Source organism: Teredinibacter turnerae T7901, from assembly GCF_000023025.1.
GTDB classification, from domain to species: domain Bacteria; phylum Pseudomonadota; class Gammaproteobacteria; order Pseudomonadales; family Cellvibrionaceae; genus Teredinibacter; species Teredinibacter turnerae_B.
Genome location: NC_012997.1, coordinates 3,782,060 through 3,803,066, shown reverse-complemented (window position 1 = coordinate 3,803,066; position 21,007 = coordinate 3,782,060). Strand labels below are relative to the sequence as shown.

At 52.5% G+C, this 21,007-nt stretch carries 25 protein-coding genes and 1 tRNA gene; 20 read left to right on the top strand and 6 right to left on the bottom strand.

The window, feature by feature from the left end; all coding sequences use genetic code 11:
• Window positions 1-29: 29 nt before the first annotated feature.
• Window positions 30-860, bottom strand: coding sequence for a hypothetical protein (locus TERTU_RS15250; protein WP_015819142.1), 831 nt, complete (start codon window positions 858-860; stop codon window positions 30-32).
• 325 nt (window positions 861-1,185) lie between these two features.
• Between TERTU_RS15250 and TERTU_RS15245 the strand changes: the two genes are divergently transcribed.
• A complete protein-coding gene (locus TERTU_RS15245; RefSeq protein ID WP_015818218.1) occupies window positions 1,186-2,184 on the top strand; it encodes a glycosyltransferase family 2 protein in 999 nt (332 codons plus the stop codon).
• Window positions 2,185-2,188: 4 nt separating this feature from the next.
• Window positions 2,189-3,124 (top strand): glycosyltransferase family A protein, encoded by a 936-nt coding sequence (locus TERTU_RS15240; RefSeq protein ID WP_015817726.1) that lies wholly within the window; start codon window positions 2,189-2,191, stop codon window positions 3,122-3,124.
• Window positions 3,125-3,361: 237 nt separating this feature from the next.
• On the opposite strand, the gene TERTU_RS15235 is transcribed toward TERTU_RS15240, so the two are convergent.
• The 4 genes from TERTU_RS15235 to TERTU_RS15220 are packed head-to-tail and all read right to left on the bottom strand — an operon-like array spanning window position 3,362 to window position 5,669.
• Window positions 3,362-3,781 carry a CBS domain-containing protein gene (locus TERTU_RS15235; protein WP_015817231.1) on the bottom strand — a complete coding sequence of 140 codons (420 nt, stop codon included), beginning with the start codon at window positions 3,779-3,781 and terminating at the stop codon, window positions 3,362-3,364.
• On the bottom strand, window positions 3,778-4,128 hold the full coding sequence (locus tag TERTU_RS15230; RefSeq protein ID WP_015819948.1) for a P-II family nitrogen regulator: 351 nt from the start codon (window positions 4,126-4,128) through the stop codon (window positions 3,778-3,780). The genes TERTU_RS15235 and TERTU_RS15230 overlap by 4 nt, the downstream gene beginning before the upstream one ends.
• 3 nt (window positions 4,129-4,131) lie before the next feature.
• Window positions 4,132-4,935, bottom strand: a complete 804-nt coding sequence (locus tag TERTU_RS15225; protein WP_015817411.1) for a DUF1538 domain-containing protein — start codon at window positions 4,933-4,935, stop codon at window positions 4,132-4,134.
• A gap of 11 nt (window positions 4,936-4,946) precedes the next feature.
• Window positions 4,947-5,669 (bottom strand): DUF1538 family protein, encoded by a 723-nt coding sequence (locus tag TERTU_RS15220; RefSeq protein ID WP_015817323.1) that lies wholly within the window; start codon window positions 5,667-5,669, stop codon window positions 4,947-4,949.
• A gap of 160 nt (window positions 5,670-5,829) precedes the next feature.
• On the opposite strand from TERTU_RS15220, the gene ruvC reads away from it, so the two are divergent.
• The 18 genes from ruvC (at window position 5,830) to rimI (ending at window position 20,014) form a co-directional block, all read left to right on the top strand.
• On the top strand, window positions 5,830-6,363 hold the full coding sequence (gene ruvC, locus TERTU_RS15215) for a crossover junction endodeoxyribonuclease RuvC (RefSeq protein ID WP_015816874.1): 534 nt from the start codon (window positions 5,830-5,832) through the stop codon (window positions 6,361-6,363).
• Between the two features lie 22 nt (window positions 6,364-6,385).
• The gene (ruvA, locus tag TERTU_RS15210) at window positions 6,386-7,006 is read left to right on the top strand and encodes a Holliday junction branch migration protein RuvA (RefSeq protein WP_015820905.1); all 621 of its coding nucleotides are present in this window, start codon (window positions 6,386-6,388) and stop codon (window positions 7,004-7,006) included.
• Between the two features lie 34 nt (window positions 7,007-7,040).
• Window positions 7,041-8,084, top strand: coding sequence for a Holliday junction branch migration DNA helicase RuvB (gene ruvB, locus TERTU_RS15205; RefSeq protein ID WP_015817304.1), 1,044 nt, complete (start codon window positions 7,041-7,043; stop codon window positions 8,082-8,084).
• 64 nt (window positions 8,085-8,148) lie between these two features.
• On the top strand, window positions 8,149-8,562 hold the full coding sequence (gene ybgC, locus TERTU_RS15200) for a tol-pal system-associated acyl-CoA thioesterase (protein WP_015819730.1): 414 nt from the start codon (window positions 8,149-8,151) through the stop codon (window positions 8,560-8,562).
• On the top strand, window positions 8,563-9,252 hold the full coding sequence (gene tolQ / locus TERTU_RS15195) for a protein TolQ (protein WP_015819216.1): 690 nt from the start codon (window positions 8,563-8,565) through the stop codon (window positions 9,250-9,252).
• Window positions 9,253-9,254: 2 nt separating this feature from the next.
• Window positions 9,255-9,674 carry a protein TolR gene (tolR, locus tag TERTU_RS15190; RefSeq protein WP_015818651.1) on the top strand — a complete coding sequence of 140 codons (420 nt, stop codon included), beginning with the start codon at window positions 9,255-9,257 and terminating at the stop codon, window positions 9,672-9,674.
• The gene (tolA, locus tag TERTU_RS15185; RefSeq protein WP_015819077.1) at window positions 9,674-10,426 is read left to right on the top strand and encodes a cell envelope integrity protein TolA; all 753 of its coding nucleotides are present in this window, start codon (window positions 9,674-9,676) and stop codon (window positions 10,424-10,426) included. Before tolR ends, tolA begins: the two co-directional genes overlap by 1 nt.
• Window positions 10,423-11,718 (top strand): Tol-Pal system beta propeller repeat protein TolB, encoded by a 1,296-nt coding sequence (gene tolB / locus TERTU_RS15180; protein ID WP_015817732.1) that lies wholly within the window; start codon window positions 10,423-10,425, stop codon window positions 11,716-11,718. Before tolA ends, tolB begins: the two co-directional genes overlap by 4 nt.
• 54 nt (window positions 11,719-11,772) lie before the next feature.
• Entirely contained in the window at window positions 11,773-12,273 is a 501-nt protein-coding gene (gene pal, locus TERTU_RS15175) for a peptidoglycan-associated lipoprotein Pal (protein ID WP_015818188.1), read from the top strand.
• 21 nt (window positions 12,274-12,294) lie between these two features.
• Window positions 12,295-13,059, top strand: a complete 765-nt coding sequence (locus tag TERTU_RS15170; RefSeq protein WP_015817531.1) for a tetratricopeptide repeat protein — start codon at window positions 12,295-12,297, stop codon at window positions 13,057-13,059.
• A gap of 185 nt (window positions 13,060-13,244) precedes the next feature.
• Window positions 13,245-13,889 carry a 7-carboxy-7-deazaguanine synthase QueE gene (gene queE, locus TERTU_RS15165; protein WP_015818674.1) on the top strand — a complete coding sequence of 215 codons (645 nt, stop codon included), beginning with the start codon at window positions 13,245-13,247 and terminating at the stop codon, window positions 13,887-13,889.
• Complete coding sequence (queC, locus tag TERTU_RS15160; protein WP_015817092.1) at window positions 13,882-14,556, top strand: 7-cyano-7-deazaguanine synthase QueC; 675 nt, start codon at window positions 13,882-13,884, stop codon at window positions 14,554-14,556. Before queE ends, queC begins: the two co-directional genes overlap by 8 nt.
• 160 nt (window positions 14,557-14,716) lie before the next feature.
• Window positions 14,717-14,792 (top strand) — tRNA-Lys (locus tag TERTU_RS15155).
• 108 nt (window positions 14,793-14,900) lie between these two features.
• The gene (gene nadA / locus TERTU_RS15150) at window positions 14,901-15,959 is read left to right on the top strand and encodes a quinolinate synthase NadA (RefSeq protein ID WP_015819965.1); all 1,059 of its coding nucleotides are present in this window, start codon (window positions 14,901-14,903) and stop codon (window positions 15,957-15,959) included.
• A gap of 99 nt (window positions 15,960-16,058) precedes the next feature.
• Window positions 16,059-16,775: a YebC/PmpR family DNA-binding transcriptional regulator gene (locus tag TERTU_RS15145; protein WP_015820479.1), complete on the top strand. Its 717-nt coding sequence runs from the start codon at window positions 16,059-16,061 to the stop codon at window positions 16,773-16,775.
• 328 nt (window positions 16,776-17,103) lie between these two features.
• A complete protein-coding gene (locus tag TERTU_RS15140) occupies window positions 17,104-18,651 on the top strand; it encodes a 2-isopropylmalate synthase (protein ID WP_015819563.1) in 1,548 nt (515 codons plus the stop codon).
• A gap of 42 nt (window positions 18,652-18,693) precedes the next feature.
• Entirely contained in the window at window positions 18,694-19,506 is an 813-nt protein-coding gene (locus TERTU_RS15135; RefSeq protein WP_015818755.1) for a hypothetical protein, read from the top strand.
• Window positions 19,507-19,510: 4 nt separating this feature from the next.
• A complete protein-coding gene (rimI, locus tag TERTU_RS15130) occupies window positions 19,511-20,014 on the top strand; it encodes a ribosomal protein S18-alanine N-acetyltransferase (RefSeq protein WP_015819190.1) in 504 nt (167 codons plus the stop codon).
• 42 nt (window positions 20,015-20,056) lie between these two features.
• On the opposite strand, the gene TERTU_RS15125 is transcribed toward rimI, so the two are convergent.
• Window positions 20,057-20,728: a spondin domain-containing protein gene (locus TERTU_RS15125; RefSeq protein ID WP_015819387.1), complete on the bottom strand. Its 672-nt coding sequence runs from the start codon at window positions 20,726-20,728 to the stop codon at window positions 20,057-20,059.
• Window positions 20,729-21,007 lie beyond the last annotated feature (279 nt).

Genomic DNA, 21,007 nt, shown 5'->3' with positions numbered 1-21,007 from the left:
CGCGGGTAGATACACAGTTTTAATGCGACCTAAGCCAGGCCTGCGCGCGCACGGCGGGAGTTCTTACCCCAGTGCCGCAAATATTTGCGCTCAAAAAATATTACGAGTGCGCGCCAAATGTTCATCGGCGTGGGCAGTTGCCACACAGTGCCGTACTCCATGAGTGGCTGATCTGGAATATTGTGTTCACGTTTTATCGTATTCCAACACTCAATACGTTTTTGCTGGCATTGCAAACGCTCGATTTCACGGCTGCCGCCTTTGATTTCATCTTCAGGGTTAATGCAGACCACGTCGTGGATAACGGCAACTTTGTTTTTGGGGTATTGGAGAAAATGCATCAGCCACAGATCGACACCCCAGCCTACCAGTTTAGGGTCGTATACCTGAAAGAAGGCGTCTAGTTTATCTGTGCGTATGAGCGGCGCGCACACTTCGACAAAATTGGTGTAGGTAAGCTTACGCAGGGAACGCACGCCGGTGAGTCTATGGCTGATCTTGCCTGCAGGCGAGAACGCTGGCTGTAAACACCACAACTGGTACTTCTTAAGATAGTTAAAGAGAGTATGAATATTTCTGTCTGGAAACATAACATCGTCATCCAGTACCAAAACAGCATCATATTGACGGAACAGTTCCGGATTCTCCTGCCACGCGTGATACAGGTTGGGAAATTTGCCGCCCTGACGGTCGCAATAGTAGTCGGCATGGGCAGCTTGAGGGTGGCGCTGCTTGCCGTAATTACACAGAAATAAATCCCATTGTCGGTCTTTTGTTATCCACTGTTCGATATTTGCCCAGCGTCCCGCAGATGTAAATACTAGATACGGCGAGCGGGGGGACGAAATATTAATCTCCATGTGTGTCTGCAATTCTCACTACGTCGGTTGGGGGTTGTTCGGGTAAGCTTGCTGCAGGTAATCCCTGTATCCTGCGCAGGCTTTTTACCGCGTTCAAGCGTCGTTTGGGGGCTGAATATGCCCAGGTATGGCGACTTCACCAGCGCATTGGTGCCGCCAGCCAGGGTTTCCATAGGTGCCGCCAGCCAGGGTTTCCATAATAGGTGAAGCGTATTGGTTTTGTCTCGACACCTTGCACTTTTATACATATTTACTCTCGCTTGTTAGTCATCACTGTGCCCCTGTGCTAGCATTTCCGACCATTTTTCCGGTGCGACAATCTTGCATGCAAACTCCCTGGCTCAGCCTGCTCATACCCGTGTTTAACTGTGAACCCTACTTGGACGACTGTGTTAACTCCTGGTTGGCGAGTGCAGATGGCAGCATTGAAATATTGTTCTACGATGACGCCTCCACCGACGGTTCTTCCGAAAAATTGCAAGCCATAGGCGCGCGCGCAATACCTGGATTGAAAGTGATCCACGGCGGAGAGAACAGAGGTGTGTCGGTGGCCCGCAATAGATTGCTGGCCAACGCGACTGGAGAGTATGTATGGTTTCTCGATGCCGACGACTATCTCTTTCCTGGCGCGCTAAGCCAATTGCGAACGGTACTGCTAGAACACCCGGAAGCCGCCGTGCTGTTCGACTACCAAATTGTTCCGGAATCTGTTGATGCAAGTGTGGATTCACCTGCTGATGCGCGCAGAGTGACCGTTTTCGGCGGTACGTCAAACCGATTGAGTCACGATAAAAACGCGCTGTTCGAAGGTATGTTCGCCAGGCGGAGATTTCACTCCTGGGGGCGTGTTTATAAGCGTGAACTATGGAATGCGGGTGAACCGTTTCCGGAGGGCCGTTATTTTGAGGATCTCTACTCAGTCGCGCGCACGAGTGCGCTGGTGGAGCAGTATTTTTATTTGCCGAAGGCTCTGGTGGCGTATCGCAGTCGCGCGACCAGTATCGTGCGTTCGCCCAGCCGGCAGAAAGTCGAAGATCTACTGGCTGCACCACGCGGTGTGTTGGAGTATTGGGCTGCCCAGGGTGTGGTGTTGGACGAGCGGAGTCGTTTCGCCTACTACAGTTTTTGCGTAACCAATTTTGTGAATGCGGTGAAGCTGATGCGCAAAGCGGGAATTAATACGCGCGATTATATTGCCGTGCAACGAGCGCAATTACTGGCCGATTTAAATATTTCCATGGCGAGGCTGATTTTCCTTCACGCCCGCTATGGCCGTGTTGCAGCGATATATCGCGCTCTGCGCTATATGTACGCCAAGCGCTAATAACATGCTCGGCTTTAAAAAGATCAAACGGGGTCGCCGCAGAGAGTTTTATTTTTGCGGTGTGCGGCTGTACGGTTATCAAAAAAAACCGACACCTCGGGAAGCCGCTGACCTGAAGCTACAGGCAGCAATGGAGCGGGCCTTTTGGGCGTCCCATTCTGCGTCATTTTCCGAGGGTGGCTTGCTCGTTTCCCTGACGACATTTGGCAAGCGAGCAGACACTGTGCACATCACGCTGCAAACATTGCTGGAACAAACGCTGCCGCCAGCACGTATCCTCCTCTGGCTGGATGAAGCAGAATTTCAGCCAGACAATTTGCCGGCTAATTTGTGTCATGCCCTGGCCCGTGGGGTTGATATTCGTTTCTGTAAAAACCTGTTGTCCTATAAAAAAATTATTCCGGCGCTAGAGGCTTTCCCGGGAAACGCGGTGATTACTGTTGACGACGATGTTATGTACCCACCGGATTTCATCGCGGGTTTAGCGCGCTCCCATGCTAGATACCCGGAACATATTCTTTGCTATCGCGCTCACGAAATGATGTTTGACGAGCAGGGTGCGCTGCTACCCTATCAGCAGTGGCGAAAGTGTGTTCGTTACCCTGCGGCTGGAACACTGTTGTTCCCCACGGGTTCCGGTGGTGTGTTGTATCCGGCGGGAAGTCTGCATCCTGAGGTTCTCAATGTACCGGCATTTATGCAGCTGGCGCCGCGTGGCGATGACATCTGGTTAAAAGCGATGACGATGATACAGGGAAGGGCGGCGATGGTCGTGCCGGGCGAAAACACCTGGGTGGATGTGCCCCCGAGCATTGCCGATACCCAAGTGGACTGCCTGGCCATTGAGAATTTGCGAGAGGGAAATGATCGCCAGATTGCCCAGGTGTTTGACGCCTATGATATCTGGCGGCTGCTGACGGTTACTCCGGGTGCTAAATAGATGATCCTATTTATTGAGTCTACCTGTTTAGTCTATCCATTTAGTCTATCTATTGAATCGCGTGCCTTTGAAATACTGGCGAAAATGTGTGCATTTTCTGATGATTCTACGGCTTAGAGCGCCTTTCGGGCAATGGCGGTAGTTCCGTTTACCGCCTGTTAACTGCGCAAGTTTCATTGTCCGGTAAATAGCTAGGGTTACATCTATATCAACCAGTTGCAGGTGACGTTAAAACAATTATTGCTCTTCATGTTTGCTATCCAGATAGTCCAGCCAGCTGAGAACGATATCGTTGTAGCTGACCACGCCGATGACTTCCTCATTGTCGATCACCGGGGCGGAAGACAGACCAAATGAATTGAACAGACGGGCACAGTATTTAATGTCCATCCCGGGGCGTACCGAAATAACCGGTTTCGCCATTATTTCGTAGCAGTTCACGCGATCTGGCGAGCGGTCTTTGGCTATCACATGCTTGGCGATATCCGATAGTTGTACCTGCCCCCACTCATCGTGTTCGTCCCGCTTTTTTACAATGACTTTTTTATAGTTGTTGCTGTTCATTATCCGCAGCGCATCGGATACGGTGGTGAGCCCGTCGACGATGGCAAAGCGCTGGTTCATAACGTCGCGACAGGTGATGACTTTTCGGCTCATAGCTCTTCCTCTATTTTCTTCGAAATATTACTGGCCTGGTGTGCGATACCAACCGCATCTTCCACATCAATTTGTACGGCTATGCCGGTGCCAGGGGAGGTATCAAATTCACCCACTTCGGCAATACGCTCGAGAATCTGGCGACTCATATGCTCTTCTACCAGAAACAGCACAACATCGCGCTGTGACTCGAGCGTAAGCCCAAAAAATGTTTTTTTTGCTTTGAGGCCTTCGCCGCGCGCGTGGTTGATAATCGTCGCTCCAGTGGCGCCCGCCTCGCGAGCGGCGTCCATAATTTTGTCGGTTTTAGCATCTTCAGCGAAAACCAAAATCAATTTAAAACGCATGAATTACTCCTTAGTGGCCGAATCAGTTGTCAGGTTTGCGGTGCCTTCGAACTCATCTGCCTCGATATTGTGGCGAGCCTGCCGGGCGGCGGTCCAGGCGGCGAGTTGTGCGTAGGCCATCACCGACATTATTGGAAACAGACTGGCAAAGGCAATGAGCCCAAAGCCGTCAATAAGCGGGCTGCGCCCGGGAATATGTTCAGCCAGACCGAGCCCGAGTGCGGCCACCAGCGGCACAGTCACTGTGGACGTTGTGACACCGCCGGAGTCATAGGCGAGCGGGACAATGGTGCGTGGAGCGAGAAACGTCTGGATGACTACGATGATATAGCCCACGATGATGAACCAGTGAATAGGGTAGCCAGTAACGATTCGCCAGGCGCCGAGGGTGATACCGACTGCGACGCCCAAGGCGACGGAAATACGCAGGCCCCACACGCCAATCGCACCACCAGATACTTGCTGTGCTTTTATTGCAACGGCGATAAGCGAGGGCTCTGCGATAGTTGTGGCCGCGCCGATTGCGAAGGCAAACAGGTACACCCACAAGAAGCCAACACCGGTATCACTCATGGCGGTAAGCTGCTCTGCCATTAGGCGCCCGATCGGGAAAAGGGCTTCTTGTAAGCCCAGGAGAAAAAACGTAAGGCCGAGCAATACAAGGAAGAAGCCAAGCAGCACATTGGCCAGATTAGGAATCGGTTTGCGGATTACAAAAAGCTGAAAGCCAAACAGGATGCCGGCGATTGGCAGCACATCACGCAAGGTGGCGATAAAAACGCCGATAAATTCTGTCAGTAAGGCCATATGGATGTTCCTTACAATAAAATGCCGTAGATCATGACAAATATCATGGGGGTCAGTGAGGCGAAAGCGATAAGGCCAAACCCGTCGAGCATCGGGTTGCGGCCCTTGATCGCTGAGGCGAGACCGACACCGAGCGCGGTAACCAGAGGCACAGTAATTGTCGAGGTCGTTACGCCGCCGCTGTCATAGGCGATGCCAACGATCTCTTTGGGTGCGAACCCGGTGATGACGATAACGGCCACGTAACCGCCAATGATCAGGTAATGAATCGGCCAGCCTTTTAATATACGTAACACGCCAATCACGATGGCGAAGCCCACAGAGAGCGCTACGGTAAGCCTCAGCCCGGTTGCATAGGTTTTCTTGGCGCTGTCTGTTTCCTCAATTACCCCCCCTGCGGCTGCAACATCAGCCGCTTCTGCGGCGACCGCGATCAATGCGGGTTCGGCGACGGTGGTACCGAACCCCAGGCTGAACGCAAACAGCAGCAGCCAAACCACACTGCCTTTACGCGCAAAAGCATGGGCCATGGTTTCGCCGATGGGAAACAATCCCAATTCCAAGCCTTGGATGAACAGGGTTAGCCCGAGCACCACAAACACGAGGCCCAGTAAAATGGAGGCGATATCGGGCAGGGGTTGCTGTAAGACCGCGAGCTGAAAAAAAGCGATGACCAGCACGATGGGTAATAGGTCTCGCAAACTTCCCAGCAACGATGACAATAGGGCATTCATAGGCACGTAGTTTTTAGGGCTGTTCCTTCGCAATCAAGTGTAACGCGAAACCGGACTGGCTCCCACCCGTTGGGCTTGCTCTGAAGTGCTTGTCTAGCGGAGGCCCTGTCGAAGGTGTGTTAAAGTTCGGCTCTGACAAGCAAAGGTAAGGTTTTCGGTTATGCCATTAATTCTTGGGGTTGATCCCGGTTCACGCAAAATGGGCTACGGGATAATCAACGCCACAGGGAGTCGTTTAGGCTACGTTGCCAGTGGTGTAGTGCGTATCCCCCAGCCGCTGTTAGTGGCGGACTGCCTTGCCGAACGTTTGAAAGTGATCTTCGATTCGCTCAGTGAAATTATCGAGCAGTATCAGCCGCAGGAATTTGCGATAGAAAATGTGTTTATGGCAAAGAGTGCGGGTTCCGCTTTGAAATTGGGGCAGGCGCGTGGTGCGGCCATCGTCGCTGCCGTCAATAAGGATCTGCCGGTGTCTGAATACGAAGCGCGCAAAGTCAAACAGGCGGTGGTAGGTACAGGTGCCGCGGACAAACTCCAGGTACAGCACATGGTCTGTACGCTGCTCAAGCTCAGCAAAGCGCCCGCGGAAGATGCCGCAGACGCCCTCGCCGTGGCTATTTGCCACGCCAATAGTCAACAAAACCTGATTCGCATGGCGGGCGCGCGGCGTTACCGTCGCGGCCGAACCGTATAGTGAAACACGCGAGAGACAAAACATGATAGGCAGACTAACGGGAAACCTGGTGGTAAAACAGGCGCCTAATCTGATGGTGGATATCAACGGTGTGGGCTATGACTTGCTTGCGCCCATGTCCACCTTTTACCAGTTACCGGAGCTGGACGCCAAAGTGGTTCTACATACCCATTTCGCTGTCAGCGAAACGTCGCAGCAACTGTTTGGGTTTATCGATCAGCAAGACCGTGAATTTTTCCGCATGCTAATAAAGGTGAACGGGGTGGGGCCAAAAATGGCAGTGGGCATCATGTCGATGGAAACCAACGATATTGTGCGCTGCATTCTCGAGGACAACCTGAATGCGCTGGTGAAGGTGCCGGGGGTTGGCAAAAAAACCGCTGAGCGCTTAATTATTGAAATGCGGGACAAGCTTAAGAGCTGGCAGGTGACCCCGAGCGTCGATGCGACCGGAAGCCTGGTCGCATTGGATAGCGCGGCTCCCTCGCAAAACGCCATTGTCGCCGAAGCCGAAAGCGCGTTGGTGGCTCTGGGTTACAAGCCGGTGGAAGCGAGCAAGGCGGTTGCCCGGGTAACCAGCGACGAGATCACCCGCAGTGAGGATCTTATCCGGCTGGCGTTGCGCAATATGATCCCGGCATAATAACGACGTTTTTATACCCAGTGAAAGCTCATTTATGATTGATCAGGATCGTATTGTCGACGGCCATGCCAGTGGCCGCGAAGACCAGTTGGACCGCGCTGTTCGCCCCAAACGTCTGGCGGAATACATTGGTCAGCCCGCAGTGCGTGAGCAGATGGAAATTTTTATCGGGGCGGCCCGCCTGCGCGAGGAGGCTCTGGACCACACTCTGGTATTTGGTCCGCCGGGATTGGGTAAAACAACGCTCGCCAATATTATCGCTACCGAAATGGGCGGCGATCTCAAAACCACCTCTGGCCCGGTGCTGGACAAAGCGGGCGATCTCGCCGCGCTGATGACCAACTTAGAAGCGGGCGATGTGCTGTTTATTGATGAAATCCACCGTTTAAGCCCGGTTGTCGAAGAAATTCTGTACCCCGCAATGGAGGATTTTCAGCTCGACATCATGATTGGCGACGGTCCTGCAGCGCGTTCCATTAAGCTGGACTTACCACCATTTACCCTCGTCGGCGCGACCACGCGCGCGGGGCTGCTTACCTCGCCGCTGCGCGACCGCTTCGGCATTGTGCAGCGGCTGGAATTCTACAGCGTGCAGGATCTTACACATATTGTGAAACGCAGTGCGCAACTCAGTGGCGTCGCAATGGAAGAGGCTGGCGGCATGGAGATCGCGCGGCGCGCAAGGGGTACACCGCGGATTGCCAATCGCTTATTGCGCAGGGTGAGAGATTATGCGGAGGTCAAAGGCGATGGCGTAATCACCGCCGCAATCGCCGATAGTGCGCTCAATATGTTGAATGTCGATCACCACGGGTTCGATCATATGGACCGACGGTTACTGCTGGCATTAATAGAAAAGTTTGGTGGTGGCCCGGTGGGTGTGGACAGCTTAGCCGCAGCAATCAGTGAGGAGCGGGACACTATCGAAGACGTGCTGGAGCCTTATTTGATCCAGCAGGGATTTCTGGTGCGAACGCCTCGAGGTCGAATGGCGACACAGAACGCGTATAATCACTTTGGAATTTTGGCGCCAAAACACCTGGAAAGCCAGCAGCAAGATTCGCTTCCTGGAATCTGAAAACCGCATACAACGGGCGATATTCGCCTGTTAACCCGCCTTTAAGAGCGTAGGGACGACTGTTTTGAAAGAATTTTCTGTGCCAATGCGTGTCTATATAGAAGACACGGACGCTGGCGGAATTGTTTACTACGTGAATTACTTGAAATTTATGGAGCGCGCCCGCACCGAACTGTTGCGATCTCTTGGCTACGGCAAGGCTGCAACACTGAACGGCGACCTGCTGATGGTCGTCGCTTCCGCAGAAGTTAATTATCTTGCACCTGCCCGGCTCGATGATGAACTGATGGCCAGTGCGGTGTTTGAGCGGGTAGCGCGAACATTTATTGTCTTTTCCCAAACGGTGATGCGCGGAGACACCTGTTTGTGCCGTGGGCGTGTGAAGGTGGCCTGTGTCACACGCGACACCATGAAACCGACGCCCCTGCCGAAACAATTAATCGCTACTGCAAAAGAATTAATGGGAGAACCGCAGTAAATGAACCAAGAACCTCTTTCTATTCTTAATCTCGTGCTCAATGCCAGCCTTCTTGTTCAGCTGGTTATGCTGCTGCTGTTTATGGCGTCTGCCGTATCCTGGGTGATGATTGTTCAACGTGGCATGTACCAGGGGCGCGCCCGGCAGGCTTTCCGCGAATTTGAATCGCAATTTTGGTCGGGCATCGACCTCACGCAGCTTTATCGCCAGGGTAATAGTGGAGCGAATAAACATAGTACCGATGGCATCGAGAATATTTTTCGCGCGGGCTTTAAAGAATTTACCCGCCTGCGTCAGCAGGGCAGTACAGACCCTGATGCCATTATGGAAGGCACCCAGCGCGCCATGCGGGTTGCGCACAGTCGCGAAGAGGAAAAACTGGAGGCCAACCTGCCATTTCTTGCCAGCGTCGCCTCTGTCAGCCCCTATATTGGCTTGTTTGGCACTGTCTGGGGCATTATGAACTCATTCCGTGGGTTGGCGAATGTACACCAGGCGACACTTGCCACTGTCGCGCCCGGCATTTCCGAAGCCCTGGTAGCGACAGCGATGGGACTGTTCGCGGCAATTCCCGCCGTGCTTGCGTATAACCGTTTTTCTGCAAATGCGGAGCAACTCACTGGCAAGTATCAGACGTTCGCAGAAGAATTTTCTTCAATCCTCCATCGCCAGGTCCACGCCAAGAGCTGATTATGTCCAATAAGAAGCGCAAGCCAATGGCGGAAATAAACGTCGTACCTTATATCGACGTCATGTTGGTACTGTTGGTCGTGTTTATGGTGACAGCGCCACTTTTAATGCAGGGGGTCAAAGTCGATTTGCCGCAGGCGCCCTCCGCCCCCATCGACAATAAAGATGACGAGCCGTTGATCGTCTCGATCAAGCCGGACGGAACCTACTACCTGAAACTTGGCGATAAACCGGAAACCGCAAAACCCTTGCCGGAAATAACCAGCATGGTGGGCAAGGTGCTGCGCCAAAAGCCAGCCACACCCGTTCTGGTGTGGGGTGATGCCAAGGTGGAATACGGTATTGTGGTTGCTCTGATGACCCAGTTACAGGCTGCGGGTGCGCCATCGGTGGGTCTGGTGACGGAGCCGCCGGTTAACTGATGCTCGCTCGATCCTACGCTTTTCCAATCGCCGTCAGTGTTATTTTGCACGGCTTGGTGGTGGCTGTATTGTTTGTCAACTTCGGCTCTACCCCGCCTCCGCGTAAAGTCGTTGCGCCACAATATATAGAAGCAAAGTTGGTCGAACTGGAGAAAAAAGCGAAACCGGCTTCTGCCCCTAAAAAGCCTAAAGTGGTCGATCTCACGGCGCAGCGAAAAGCGCAGGAAATCCAAAAGCGCGCAGCGGAGAAGCAACGTCAGCTGAAAATTCAGGCAGATAAAGAGGCTGAAGCTAAACGCCGTGCGGAAAAAAAACAGCGTGAGAAAGAAGAGCGCGAAAAGCTCGCTCAGCAACAGCGCGAAATGGAACAGCAAAAGCGGGAGCGAATGCAACAAGAGTTTGCTGAAGCGCTCAAAGAAGAGCAGGGCTTGCTCGCAGCAGATGAATCTGCCACGGTCGCGCAAAGCTATGCTGATGTTATCCAGCGCCGGATTGAGCAACAGTGGAGTCGTCCACCCTCAGCGCGCAACGGCATGCGGTGTGAACTGACGATTGATATGGTACCCAATGGGCGGATTATCGACGTTAATTTGAAAAAAAGCAGCGGCAACAGTGCGTTCGACCGCTCCGCTATTGCGGCGGTGAAAAAAGTTGAAGTGATTCCCGAAGTAAAAGATATTCCTATCGATGTGTTTGAGCGGCACTTTCGCAAATTCAGTTTGGCTTTCCAGCCGGAGGATTTACGCCAATGATTTATCGGATGGTTTTGATACCACTCCTTCTACTGTTATCGCTGTCGACTCGCGCCGAGTTGATGATTGAGATCACCCAGGGGATGGATAACCCAACCCCTATCGCCATAGTTCCATTTTCGGGAAGTGGTGATCTGCCGGAAAATATCCAGCAGATTGTTTCATCGGATTTATTGCGCAGCGGGTTTTTTCGCCCACTGGCACCGTCGGATATGCTCTCACTTCCATCGCGACAGCAGGACATTTTTTACCGGGACTGGCGAATACTCGGTGTTGAATATCTGGTGATCGGTCAGGTACGCGAAGCTGCGGTTGGTGCGGCAGACGACTACATTGTTGATTTCCAGCTTTACGATGTGCTCGGTCAGCGCAATGTGATGCAGAAAACTATTACAGGGAGTGTCGCAGAGCTCAGAGATATTGCTCACGAAATAAGCGATGTTCTTTATCAAACCTTGACCGGTATTCGCGGGGCCTTCTCCACTAAAATTCTCTATATTGAAGATTTACGACGGGAAGGTGCCGGTCGTTATCGTCTGGTGAAAGCGGATGCTGACGGCGCCCGCGAGAAAGTGCTTTTTACCACCAGCGAACCACTTCTTTCGCCCACCTGGTCCAACGATATGACACAGGTGGCTTATGTTTCATTTGAAACCGGCCGACCCGCAATTTTTCGACAAAATCTGTTAACGGGTGTGCGCGAACAATTAACAAACTTTAAAGGGCTTAATGGAGCGCCTGCCTGGTCACCGGACGATTCAAAACTGGCTATGGTGTTGTCGAAAGATGGCAACCCGGAACTGTACACATTGGATATTGCGAGTAAAAAGTTGACCCGCGTCACCAATCATTTTGCAATTGATACCGAACCCAACTGGACGGCAGACGGGAAGGGACTAATATTTACTTCGAATCGCGGTGGTAACCCACAAATTTATCAAGTGGGGCTTGAAACCGGGCGGGTAGAACGCTTAACCTTCGAAGGAGATTATAACGCCAGACCGCGTGTGACACCGGACGGTAAAAGTCTTGTCATGGTTCATCGCTATAAAGGCGTATTTCACATAGCATGGCAAGATATAGCCTCTGGCGACATGCGGATTCTCACCGAAACCTGGCTTGACGAATCGCCGAGTATAGCGCCTAATGGCGCGATGCTTTTGTATGCTACAAAGTACAACGATAAAGGGGTTTTGGCTGCAGTTTCTATGGATGCAGGAGTTAAATTCCGATTGCCCTCAAAACAAGGTGATGTGAGGGAACCTGCGTGGTCTCCTTTCGTCAAAAAGTGAGTGGGTTAACAAACAGGTTTGAAACGCTATTATTAACACTTGGGAGTGATAAAAATGAGTAACATCTTAAAATCCTTGATTACCTTGGTTGCTGTTTTTGGCCTGTTGGCTGGTTGTTCTTCCAGTACCAAGAAGGACGAAACTGATTCAGCTGCAAACGATTCTGCCAGCACTGATACTTCAGCATATGAAGACACCACTGAAACAGTCGATCCTTACGATGCGCTGAATGGCGTAGCCACTGTTTTCTACTTCGATTTCGACCAGTCTATTCTGCGTGCAGACGCGCGTTCTGCTTTGATGGTTTACGCGGAAGTATTGAAAGCTGCTCCTAAGTCAGTACGTTTAGAAGGTCACGCCGATGAGCGTGGTACTCGCGAGTACAACATGGCTTTAGGTGAGCGTCGTGCGAATGCGGTTCGCGACTTCCTGATCCTGCAAGGTGTTGATTCTTCCCTGATCGAAACTGTCAGCTACGGTGAAGAGCGTCCTGCGCAAATGGGCAGCAGTGAGTCATCCTGGGCTATGAACCGTCGTGTAGAAATCGTTCTCTAAGACGGACGTTAAAATCGCCATATGTATAGATCCATACTCGCCGCTGTCTCTCTGACAGCGGCTTGTTTAAGTTACGCTCAGGTCGAAGTCGTCGACCGCTCTCCCTCCTCGCGCGGAACAACGCAAGCGCCGCCCAGTCAGCCTACCCAACAAACTACTACTGGCAACCAGCAGGTCGCCGAGTTGTACTACCAGCTTCAGGTGTTGCAGCAGGAAGTTCTGGAGTTGCGGGGCCTGGTTGAAACGCAGACACACGAACTCAAACGCTTAAAGCAGCAACGGCTCGATGACTACCTCGATCTCGACCGACGGCTAAGTCAGCTTGGCAGTGGTGCGATCAGTTCTGTTGCTAGCCCGGCCGCCGCCTCGGTTCCTTCGGCGAGTGAAAACGCGGGTACGGCCTCTCCTGCCGACGAGCTCAAAAGCTATCGGGCGGCCATTGATTTAGTGTTAAAGCAGCAAAACTATGATGCTGCGGTGGTGAAGCTCAAAGAGCACTTACAGAATTATCCCAAAGGCCGTTACGCAGGAAATGCGCTTTATTGGCTCGGAGAGATTTATCTGTTGAAGGGTGAGCTGGAAACATCGCGACAGTGGTTTTCTCAGCTCTTGAGCGAGTTTCCTGATCACCCCAAAGTTGCCGATGCCCAGTTTAAATTAGGCAAAGTTCACCACTTAATGGGGGACGACGCGCAAGCGAAAACACTGCTCGAACGTGCAGCTAGGGCGAAAGGTAACGCGGGGCGTTTGGCTCGAGATTATTTGCAAGAAAATTTCGGCAGTTAAAACACTGTACTCTTGCTTCGTTCAATCGCAGCCGCTGCTTGTCAGCGGCTGTTTGCTTTTTATTCGCGCGCACTCTAAGTTTTGCATATCCATCTATCAACTTCGGTATTAAGTGCGTCTCGCGTGGAATTTCTACTTTCTATGATGATTAAGCCTCAAACCAGGGCTGCTGCGGGTATTGCCCGATGACAGACCTTCGTATCACTGAAATTTTTCATTCGCTCCAAGGCGAGGCACGCACGGTTGGCGTGCCCACGGTTTTTGTGCGACTTACCGGGTGTCCATTGCGCTGTCAGTATTGTGATTCTGAGTACGCTTTTTTTGGTGGAGAAAAAAAATCGCTCGACGAAATTGAAGCCCTGGTTATCGGGTTTCGTTGCAGTCACGTCTGTGTAACGGGCGGTGAGCCGCTTGCACAGCCCAACTGCATCCCTCTTCTGGAGCGCCTGTGCGACGCGGGTTTGGCGGTTTCGTTGGAGACCAGTGGGGCCATGGATATTTCTGCTGTCGATACTCGGGTGAGCATCGTTCTGGATTTGAAAACGCCAGACTCCGGAGAGCGAGACAAAAATCTGTTATCGAATATTCCGTTGCTGGCCGCAAAAGATCAGATCAAATTTGTCATTTGCAGTCGCTCCGATTACGAGTGGGCGCGCTTCATGCTTGACGAGCAGCAACTGGTCGGCCGGGTGGGCGATATATTCTTCTCTCCCAGCTACACACAGTTAGCGCCAGCAGAGTTAGCCCAATGGATTTTGGACGATCGACTGCCAGTGCGTTTCCAAATGCAATTACACAAACAATTATGGGGGGACAAGGCAGGTGTCTAAAAAAGCCGTTGTGTTGGTATCCGGTGGGCTGGATTCCGCAACTGTACTGGCTATGGCCAAAGATCAGGGGTACGAGTGTTTCACGTTGAGTTTCGATTACGGCCAGCGCCATCGCGCGGAGCTTCAGGCTGCGGAGCGAGTTGCCCAGGCAATGGGAGCGGCTCAGCACAAAGTTGTTAGCCTGGACCTGCGGACCATAGGCGGCTCTGCACTCACCGATGACAGCATTTCAGTGCCCGAAGGCGAGACCAGTGGAATCCCTGTCACATATGTGCCCGCGCGCAATACAGTGTTTCTGTCTATTGCCCTGGGGTGGGCCGAAGTGGTGGGTGCGCAGGCCATTTTTATTGGCGTTAATGCGGTGGACTATTCCGGTTACCCGGACTGTCGTCCAGAGTACATAAAGGCCTACCAGGCGATGGCGGACTTAGCTACCAAAGCCGGGGTGGAAGGCAGAGGCGTCGCTATAAAAACGCCGTTAATAGAACTTTCCAAGGCGGACATCATCTGCCACGGCCATGCGTTGCACGTTGATTACGCGCTCACGGTTAGCTGCTATCAGGCGGACGACGATGGCCGGGCGTGCGGGAAATGCGATAGCTGCCGGTTGCGCCGTCGCGGATTTTTGGATGCAGGTGTTGAGGATTCCACCCGTTACGCGGGTTGATCGGTATTGCTTTGATGTTTATTTACGCGACAAGATTGGTTTTTATGCACGACAAAAAAATCAGCAAGAAAACTGTAAAAAAGTCTTGTGTTTTAAATTTAAATCATTATTATGTGCGCCTCTTTCGGGGGCAACCTGAAAGAGATTAGCACTATGCTAAGGGTCGTTAGCTCAGCTGGTAGAGCAGTTGGCTTTTAACCAATTGGTCACTGGTTCGAATCCAGTACGACCCACCAACACCGAAAAAGGGGACGCTTAGTCCCCTTTTTCATTTCTCGTTCCCGCCTGGAAGTATTCTACCCAAGGGCGTAGGCTTTCAAGCATAGGGCAGCGCGCTGAATACTATGTCTGATCACATCCTCACTGCAAAACAAGTCGTTAACTCCTACCTGGACACCGCTCTGGCTAAGCCGCATAACACGCCTGCGAATAGCGATGAGCTTATTCAACGCATTAAAGAGCGTTTACAGCAGCATGGCGCGGCGCTAGTAGCCCACTATTACACCGCACCGGAAATTCAGGCGCTGGCTGAGGCGACCGGGGGAATGGTGGCAGATTCTTTGGAAATGGCCCGCTTTGGCAGGGATCACTCGGCGCAAACGTTGATTGTTGCCGGGGTGAAGTTTATGGGCGAAACAGCAAAGATTCTGTCTCCAGAAAAGCGCGTATTTATGCCGACGCTCGAGGCCACCTGTTCTCTGGATCTGGGTTGTCCTGCGGATGAGTTTTCCGCGTTTTGCGATCAGCACCCGGACCGCACAGTTGTTGTTTACGCTAATACGTCCGCTGCGGTAAAAGCGCGTGCAGATTGGGTGGTGACTTCAGCCATTGCCCTGGATGTCGTCGACTACCTGGACAGCCAGGGCGAGAAAATACTCTGGGCGCCGGACAAATACCTTGGCAGCTATGTGCAAAAGCAGACTGGTGCGGATGTATTGCTGTGGGATGGTTCCTGTATTGTGCATGAGGAGTTCAAAGCGCGTGGCATTCTGGACCTGAAGAAGGTGCACCCGGACGCTGCCGTGCTGGTCCACCCGGAGTCACCTGAATCCGTGGTCGAGCTCGCGGACGCTGTTGGTTCCACCAGTCAATTGATCGCCGCGACGCAGCGGCTGCCGAACAAAGAATTTATCGTGGCGACTGACCAAGGCATTTTCTACAAAATGCAGCAGGCCAGCCCGGACAAAGTTCTGCATATTGCGCCAACAGGCGGAAATGGTGCCACCTGCCGCAGTTGTGCCAATTGCCCCTGGATGGCCATGAATGAATTGGAAAACCTGGCGCAGCTTCTGGATAACCTCGAGGCATATAGCGCCACCTGTGAGATCCATGTGGAGCTAGGCTTGGCCGAACAAGCGATGAAGCCTCTCCAGCGCATGCTGGACTTTTCTGCGAAGCGCTAGCCTGCGGCAAAGGCCCTAGTGACACACCCGGTGCGAAAGCGGCATAATTCGCGCCTTCTATTTCCTATGTAAAAACAGCGAATAACAGCGAGACACCCCATGGGACGTACCTACGAAAACCGCAAAGCATCCATGGCCAAAACTGGCGCCATGAAAACCAAGCTTTACTCCCGCTACGGTAAAGAAATTTATGTGTGCGCGAAAAACGGCGGCGCAGAAGTGGACAGCAACTTATCGCTGCGCCGACTGATCGAAAAAGCCAAGAAAGAGCAGGTGCCAAGCCACGTTATTGACAAGGCGCTCGATAAAGCGCGCGGCGGTGGCGGTGAAGATTTCGTTACAGTGCGTTTCGAAGGTTTTGGTCCAGGCAATTGCATGGTGATTGTGGACTGCCTGACCGACAACAACAATCGCACTTTCGGTGATGTGCGCACCTGCTTTAACAAGGGCAAAGCCAAACTGGGTGGACAGGGTGCTGTGGCGCACATGTTTGATCACCGCGCTATTTTTTCTTTCGCGTACGACGACGAAGAGCGTGTGCTCGAAGCGCTCATGGAAGAAGACGTGGATGTGGCGGATATTGAAAACGACGATGGCATTATTACCGTTATTGCGCCTCAAACCGAATTCTTCAAAACCAAAACGGCGCTGACTAACGCCTTTGGTGATGTGAACTTCGAAGTGGAGGAAATTACCTTCGTACCGCAGACCTACGCCGAGATTGAAGGGGAAGACGTAGAGCAGATGGAGAAATTTCTCGATTTGCTGAATGATTGCGATGATGTGCAAGAGGTGTATCACAACGCGATAATGTGATGCGCGAGAGGCGGCGCGAAGCCGCCCTCAATCCGTTCGATTTTAGGAAAAAATCGCGCAAGTCGTCTCTGCTTCGCACTAATTTTGTTATTTTATTTCTGCGCAGTCTCAATATTAGGATGATTATTGATTCTGCTCGTGCTGGCGCCTAGACTGGCGCAATTATGGGTAATGCGGTTGTGGTGTGTCGTCACAGTCGCTTCATTTCTGCTGCATCCAGGCAGCAAGCCCTCCCGGCTTTTACACTTTTCACTATCAAACGTCGGAGCTATGGGCACGCCGCGTGTCGAGCTAACGACTGCCGGCGCCATTTTGTTGGAGATACGCAATGAGCAAACCTAAACTGGTGATTTTCGATACCACCCTCAGGGATGGGGAACAAAGCCCGGGCGCCTCAATGACCCGCGATGAAAAGATTCGAATTGCCAAAATGCTGGAAAAGATGCAGGTTGATGTAATCGAAGCCGGGTTTGCGATTGCCAGTCAGGGTGATTTTGAATCAGTGCGGGCGGTCGCCAAGGCAGTGAAAGATTCGACTGTGTGCAGTTTGGCGCGCGCAGTGGATGCCGATATTGACCGAGCTGCAGAGGCGCTTAAAGGCGCCAACTCTGCGCGAATCCATACGTTTATCGCGACCTCGCCAATTCACATGAAGTACAAGCTGAAGATGGAGCCCGATGCGGTGCTGGCGCAGGCGGTACACGCAGTGAAGCGCGCTCGCAATTACACGGATAACGTAGAGTTCTCGCTTGAGGATGGCAGCCGCTCAGAGTTCGACTTTATGTGCAAGATCGTTGAAGCGGTGATTGATGCAGGTGCAGGGACCATTAACGTGCCTGACACTGTCGGCTATGGCGAGCCGGGTGAATACGGGGCAATGTTCCGCCACCTTATTGAGTCCGTTGCCAATGCCGATAAGGCCATCTTCTCTACCCATTGTCACAACGACCTTGGGCTCGCGGTGGCCAATTCTTTGTCCGCGGTGATGAACGGTGTGCGCCAGATAGAGTGCACAATTAACGGCCTTGGTGAACGCGCTGGTAATGCCTCGCTGGAAGAAGTGGTGATGGCGGTGCGCACACGCAAAGACATCTTTCCTGTCGAAACGGGCATAGTCACAGAACATATCGTGCCTACCTCCAGGCTGGTATCTTCCATCACCGGTTTCCCAGTGCAACCTAACAAGGCGATTGTTGGCGCTAATGCGTTTGCCCACGAATCCGGTATCCACCAGGATGGCGTATTAAAGCATCGTGAAACCTATGAAATCATGCGCGCAGAAGATGTTGGCTGGCACGCGAACAAAATTGTTCTGGGTAAGCACTCTGGTCGCGCTGCAGTGAAAGCGCGGTTTGAAGAGCTCGGTATCACCTTCGACAGCCAGGATGCATTGAACCAGGCATTTGCGCGGTTTAAGGATCTGGCAGACAAGAAGCACGAGATCTTCGATGAGGATCTGCACACGCTGATTTCCGGCAAAGCCAACGAAAATATCGAAGAGCATTATCTGCTTGTGGATATGCATGTGTGCTCGAAAACCGGTGAGAAGCCGGTCGCGCAACTGCGCCTGCAGGTGCGGGGCCAGGATCTGGACGCCGAAGCCGAAGGCAGTGGCCCGGTCGATGCGGTGTATAAGGCCATTGAAAGCATCGTCAGCAGTGGCGCAGAGCAACTTCTCTACTCCGTTAACGCCATTACCCAGGGCGCGGATGCCCAGGGCGAAGTGACAGTGAGACTCGAGCGCGACGGCGTGATCGTCAACGGTATTGGATCTGACACGGATATTGTGTCGGCATCGGCGAAAGCGTATCTGCACGCGCTCAACCTGCTGGACTCTGGTACTGCACGCTCCCACCCGCAGCGAGACGGGGTGTAACGCCCGCTGGTGACGTGGTCAGGCTCAAGGTAAACTGTGGCCATGAATGAACATCAACGTATGCATTATATGGAGGCCATGGGGATCGACATGTTCGTTCCCCGCGTGCACTTGCCTCACGCTTTAGCGTCCCGCCCGCTCTCGTTTGCCGCTGTAGACGAGCTGGTTCCCTCGCCAGCACAAGCCTCTGTGGCCGGACTTATCGGCGTGGCGGCAGGCGGGGAGGCGCTGTTGGAAACACCGGAGGCAGCTGTAACTCCGGCGCCTCAGACTGCCGTTACAGAGGTCTCTGTCGAGCGTATTCTCGGCAAATCCGCCAGCTTGAGCCTGGTACCCGATACCAAGCCGCGGGTAGACAGCAGTGCGAGTACCTCTGCAGTGGATGCGCCTGCTGAGAGATTTTCCCTCGAAATCTGGCAACTTCCGGAATATCTGGTGTTGGATAGCCATGTCGCCGGCAGCGGTTTGCCCACCGCTGCACTTCTTCACAACCTTCTTCGTCATCTTGTCTATACTTTATCGGTATTACCAGAGTCAGAGCTTATTCACTGGCCTATGGTTGATTTACCTAACAAGCCTAAACACCTATCCGCCGCCAGAGATATGATGGGACCTTTGCTGGAAGCAAAGCTCAACCAATCGAAGCAATTACTTCTCTTTGGCGAGGATGTTTTTCGGGTAATTGCCAGCGATGCTGATCTGGCTCGCGGGTTTACCGAGGCCTGTTACACCACAATAACAATAGACGACGGTAAGCGAGCACTGGTTTTGCCAAGCTTGTCAGCGCTTTTGCACGAACCTCAGTGGAAGAAGGGGGTTTGGCAGGCGCTTCAGTTGCTCACACCGCAGACGTAGATGCATGATCGACGATATCCACAATGGCCTTCAACGCCGGCTCCAGCTCAGTAATGGAACTGCGTGTGAGTTAGTCAATTTTCAGCAATCCCACCTTGACGATATATACGCGCTGGAATGCGAAGCAAACCCTTTTCCCTGGAGCAAACGCAACTTCGTTGACTCCATTGCCAGCAGCCATATTTGTACAGGTGTGAAAATTGGTGACCAGTGGATTGCCCAGGCGGTGTTTTCAATCGCATCCGGTGACGCAGAGATACTGATTATTTCCGTCGATCCAAAGTGGCAGGGGCAGGGTGTCGCAAGCCAGTTGCTCGATACTATGTGCGAAATACTGGAAGATTACGCAGCAGAGATTTTTCTTGAAGTGCGTGAGTCGAACGAAGCGGCAATTCGGTTGTACGAAAAATGCGGGTTCAATTGTCTGGGCATTCGCCCAAATTACTACCCGCGAAAAAAAGGGCGGGAAGACGCCCATATTTACGGTAAAAGCCTGCGCATCGGCTGATGCCGCAAAGCTGCACAGGCATATACCAAACTCCATCTCGACTTAGAGCCGCTCAATCACCACTTTTGCGACGGGGCCGCGCCAATCGTATTCTGCCGCGTCAATGTCCCCACTGCCGCTGATACCTGCGGCAAGATGAACAAAGCCCTCTCCCGAATCTTCTGGTGAAAACGGGACGCCTCCACACAAGGGGCCAGGTATTGTGGCGCAAGTTTCACTGTTTGTCTCAGAGCCAGCATCGTAAGCGTAGGCCAGGTAGGTCAGCGCACGCTGTGTTGGCAGGGCTACGGCATCCAACGCTACAAAGGTATCGTTGGTAGGCAGCAACATGGCCGCCAGCGACAGGGTGCGTACTCCTGCAGCCGCTGCAATGGTTATCTCAACAGAAGATCCTGCCGCCAGCAAGCCTTCGCTTTTGGCGATATCACTCACGCCACGACTGTTGGACAGCTGTTCCGCCAAGAGGCTGGTATCTCCCCCTTCCGCGATATTGGCGATCGCCTCGCTCGCAGGTTCGCCCAAGCTGAAAAAATGCACAGCGGGTTTATGGCTGGCGACTATAAAAGGTGTAAAGCTTTGGTGTTTGGTAATGTTGGTGATGGTGATTTTATACTGGTGTTGCGGTCGATCACGCTCTGGCTCTGCATTCACCGCGGTGGTAATTAACAGGCTGGCCAGTGTAATCCCAACGGCTTTCTTTAATGATGCATACATTTTCTCGTCTCCTTGTGTTTTTTGTTTGTCACGGCAACACGATAAATAAAGAGCGAGTCATAGGCTTAACGAAAGCATTACCAATTCATCACCAAATTATCACGGGCTTGCCTGCCGAGTGGTTCAGCTTGTAAAACTTTGTCTGATTTACATTTACGTAATGTTTTTTGAGGGGGGCGAGCACTATGATTTATTTCAACTTCGAAACGCTTTAAACCGGTCCAGGTTATGGCAGTTGGGTATTACCAGTGCATGATTTAGGGACCAATGTAATTTTCT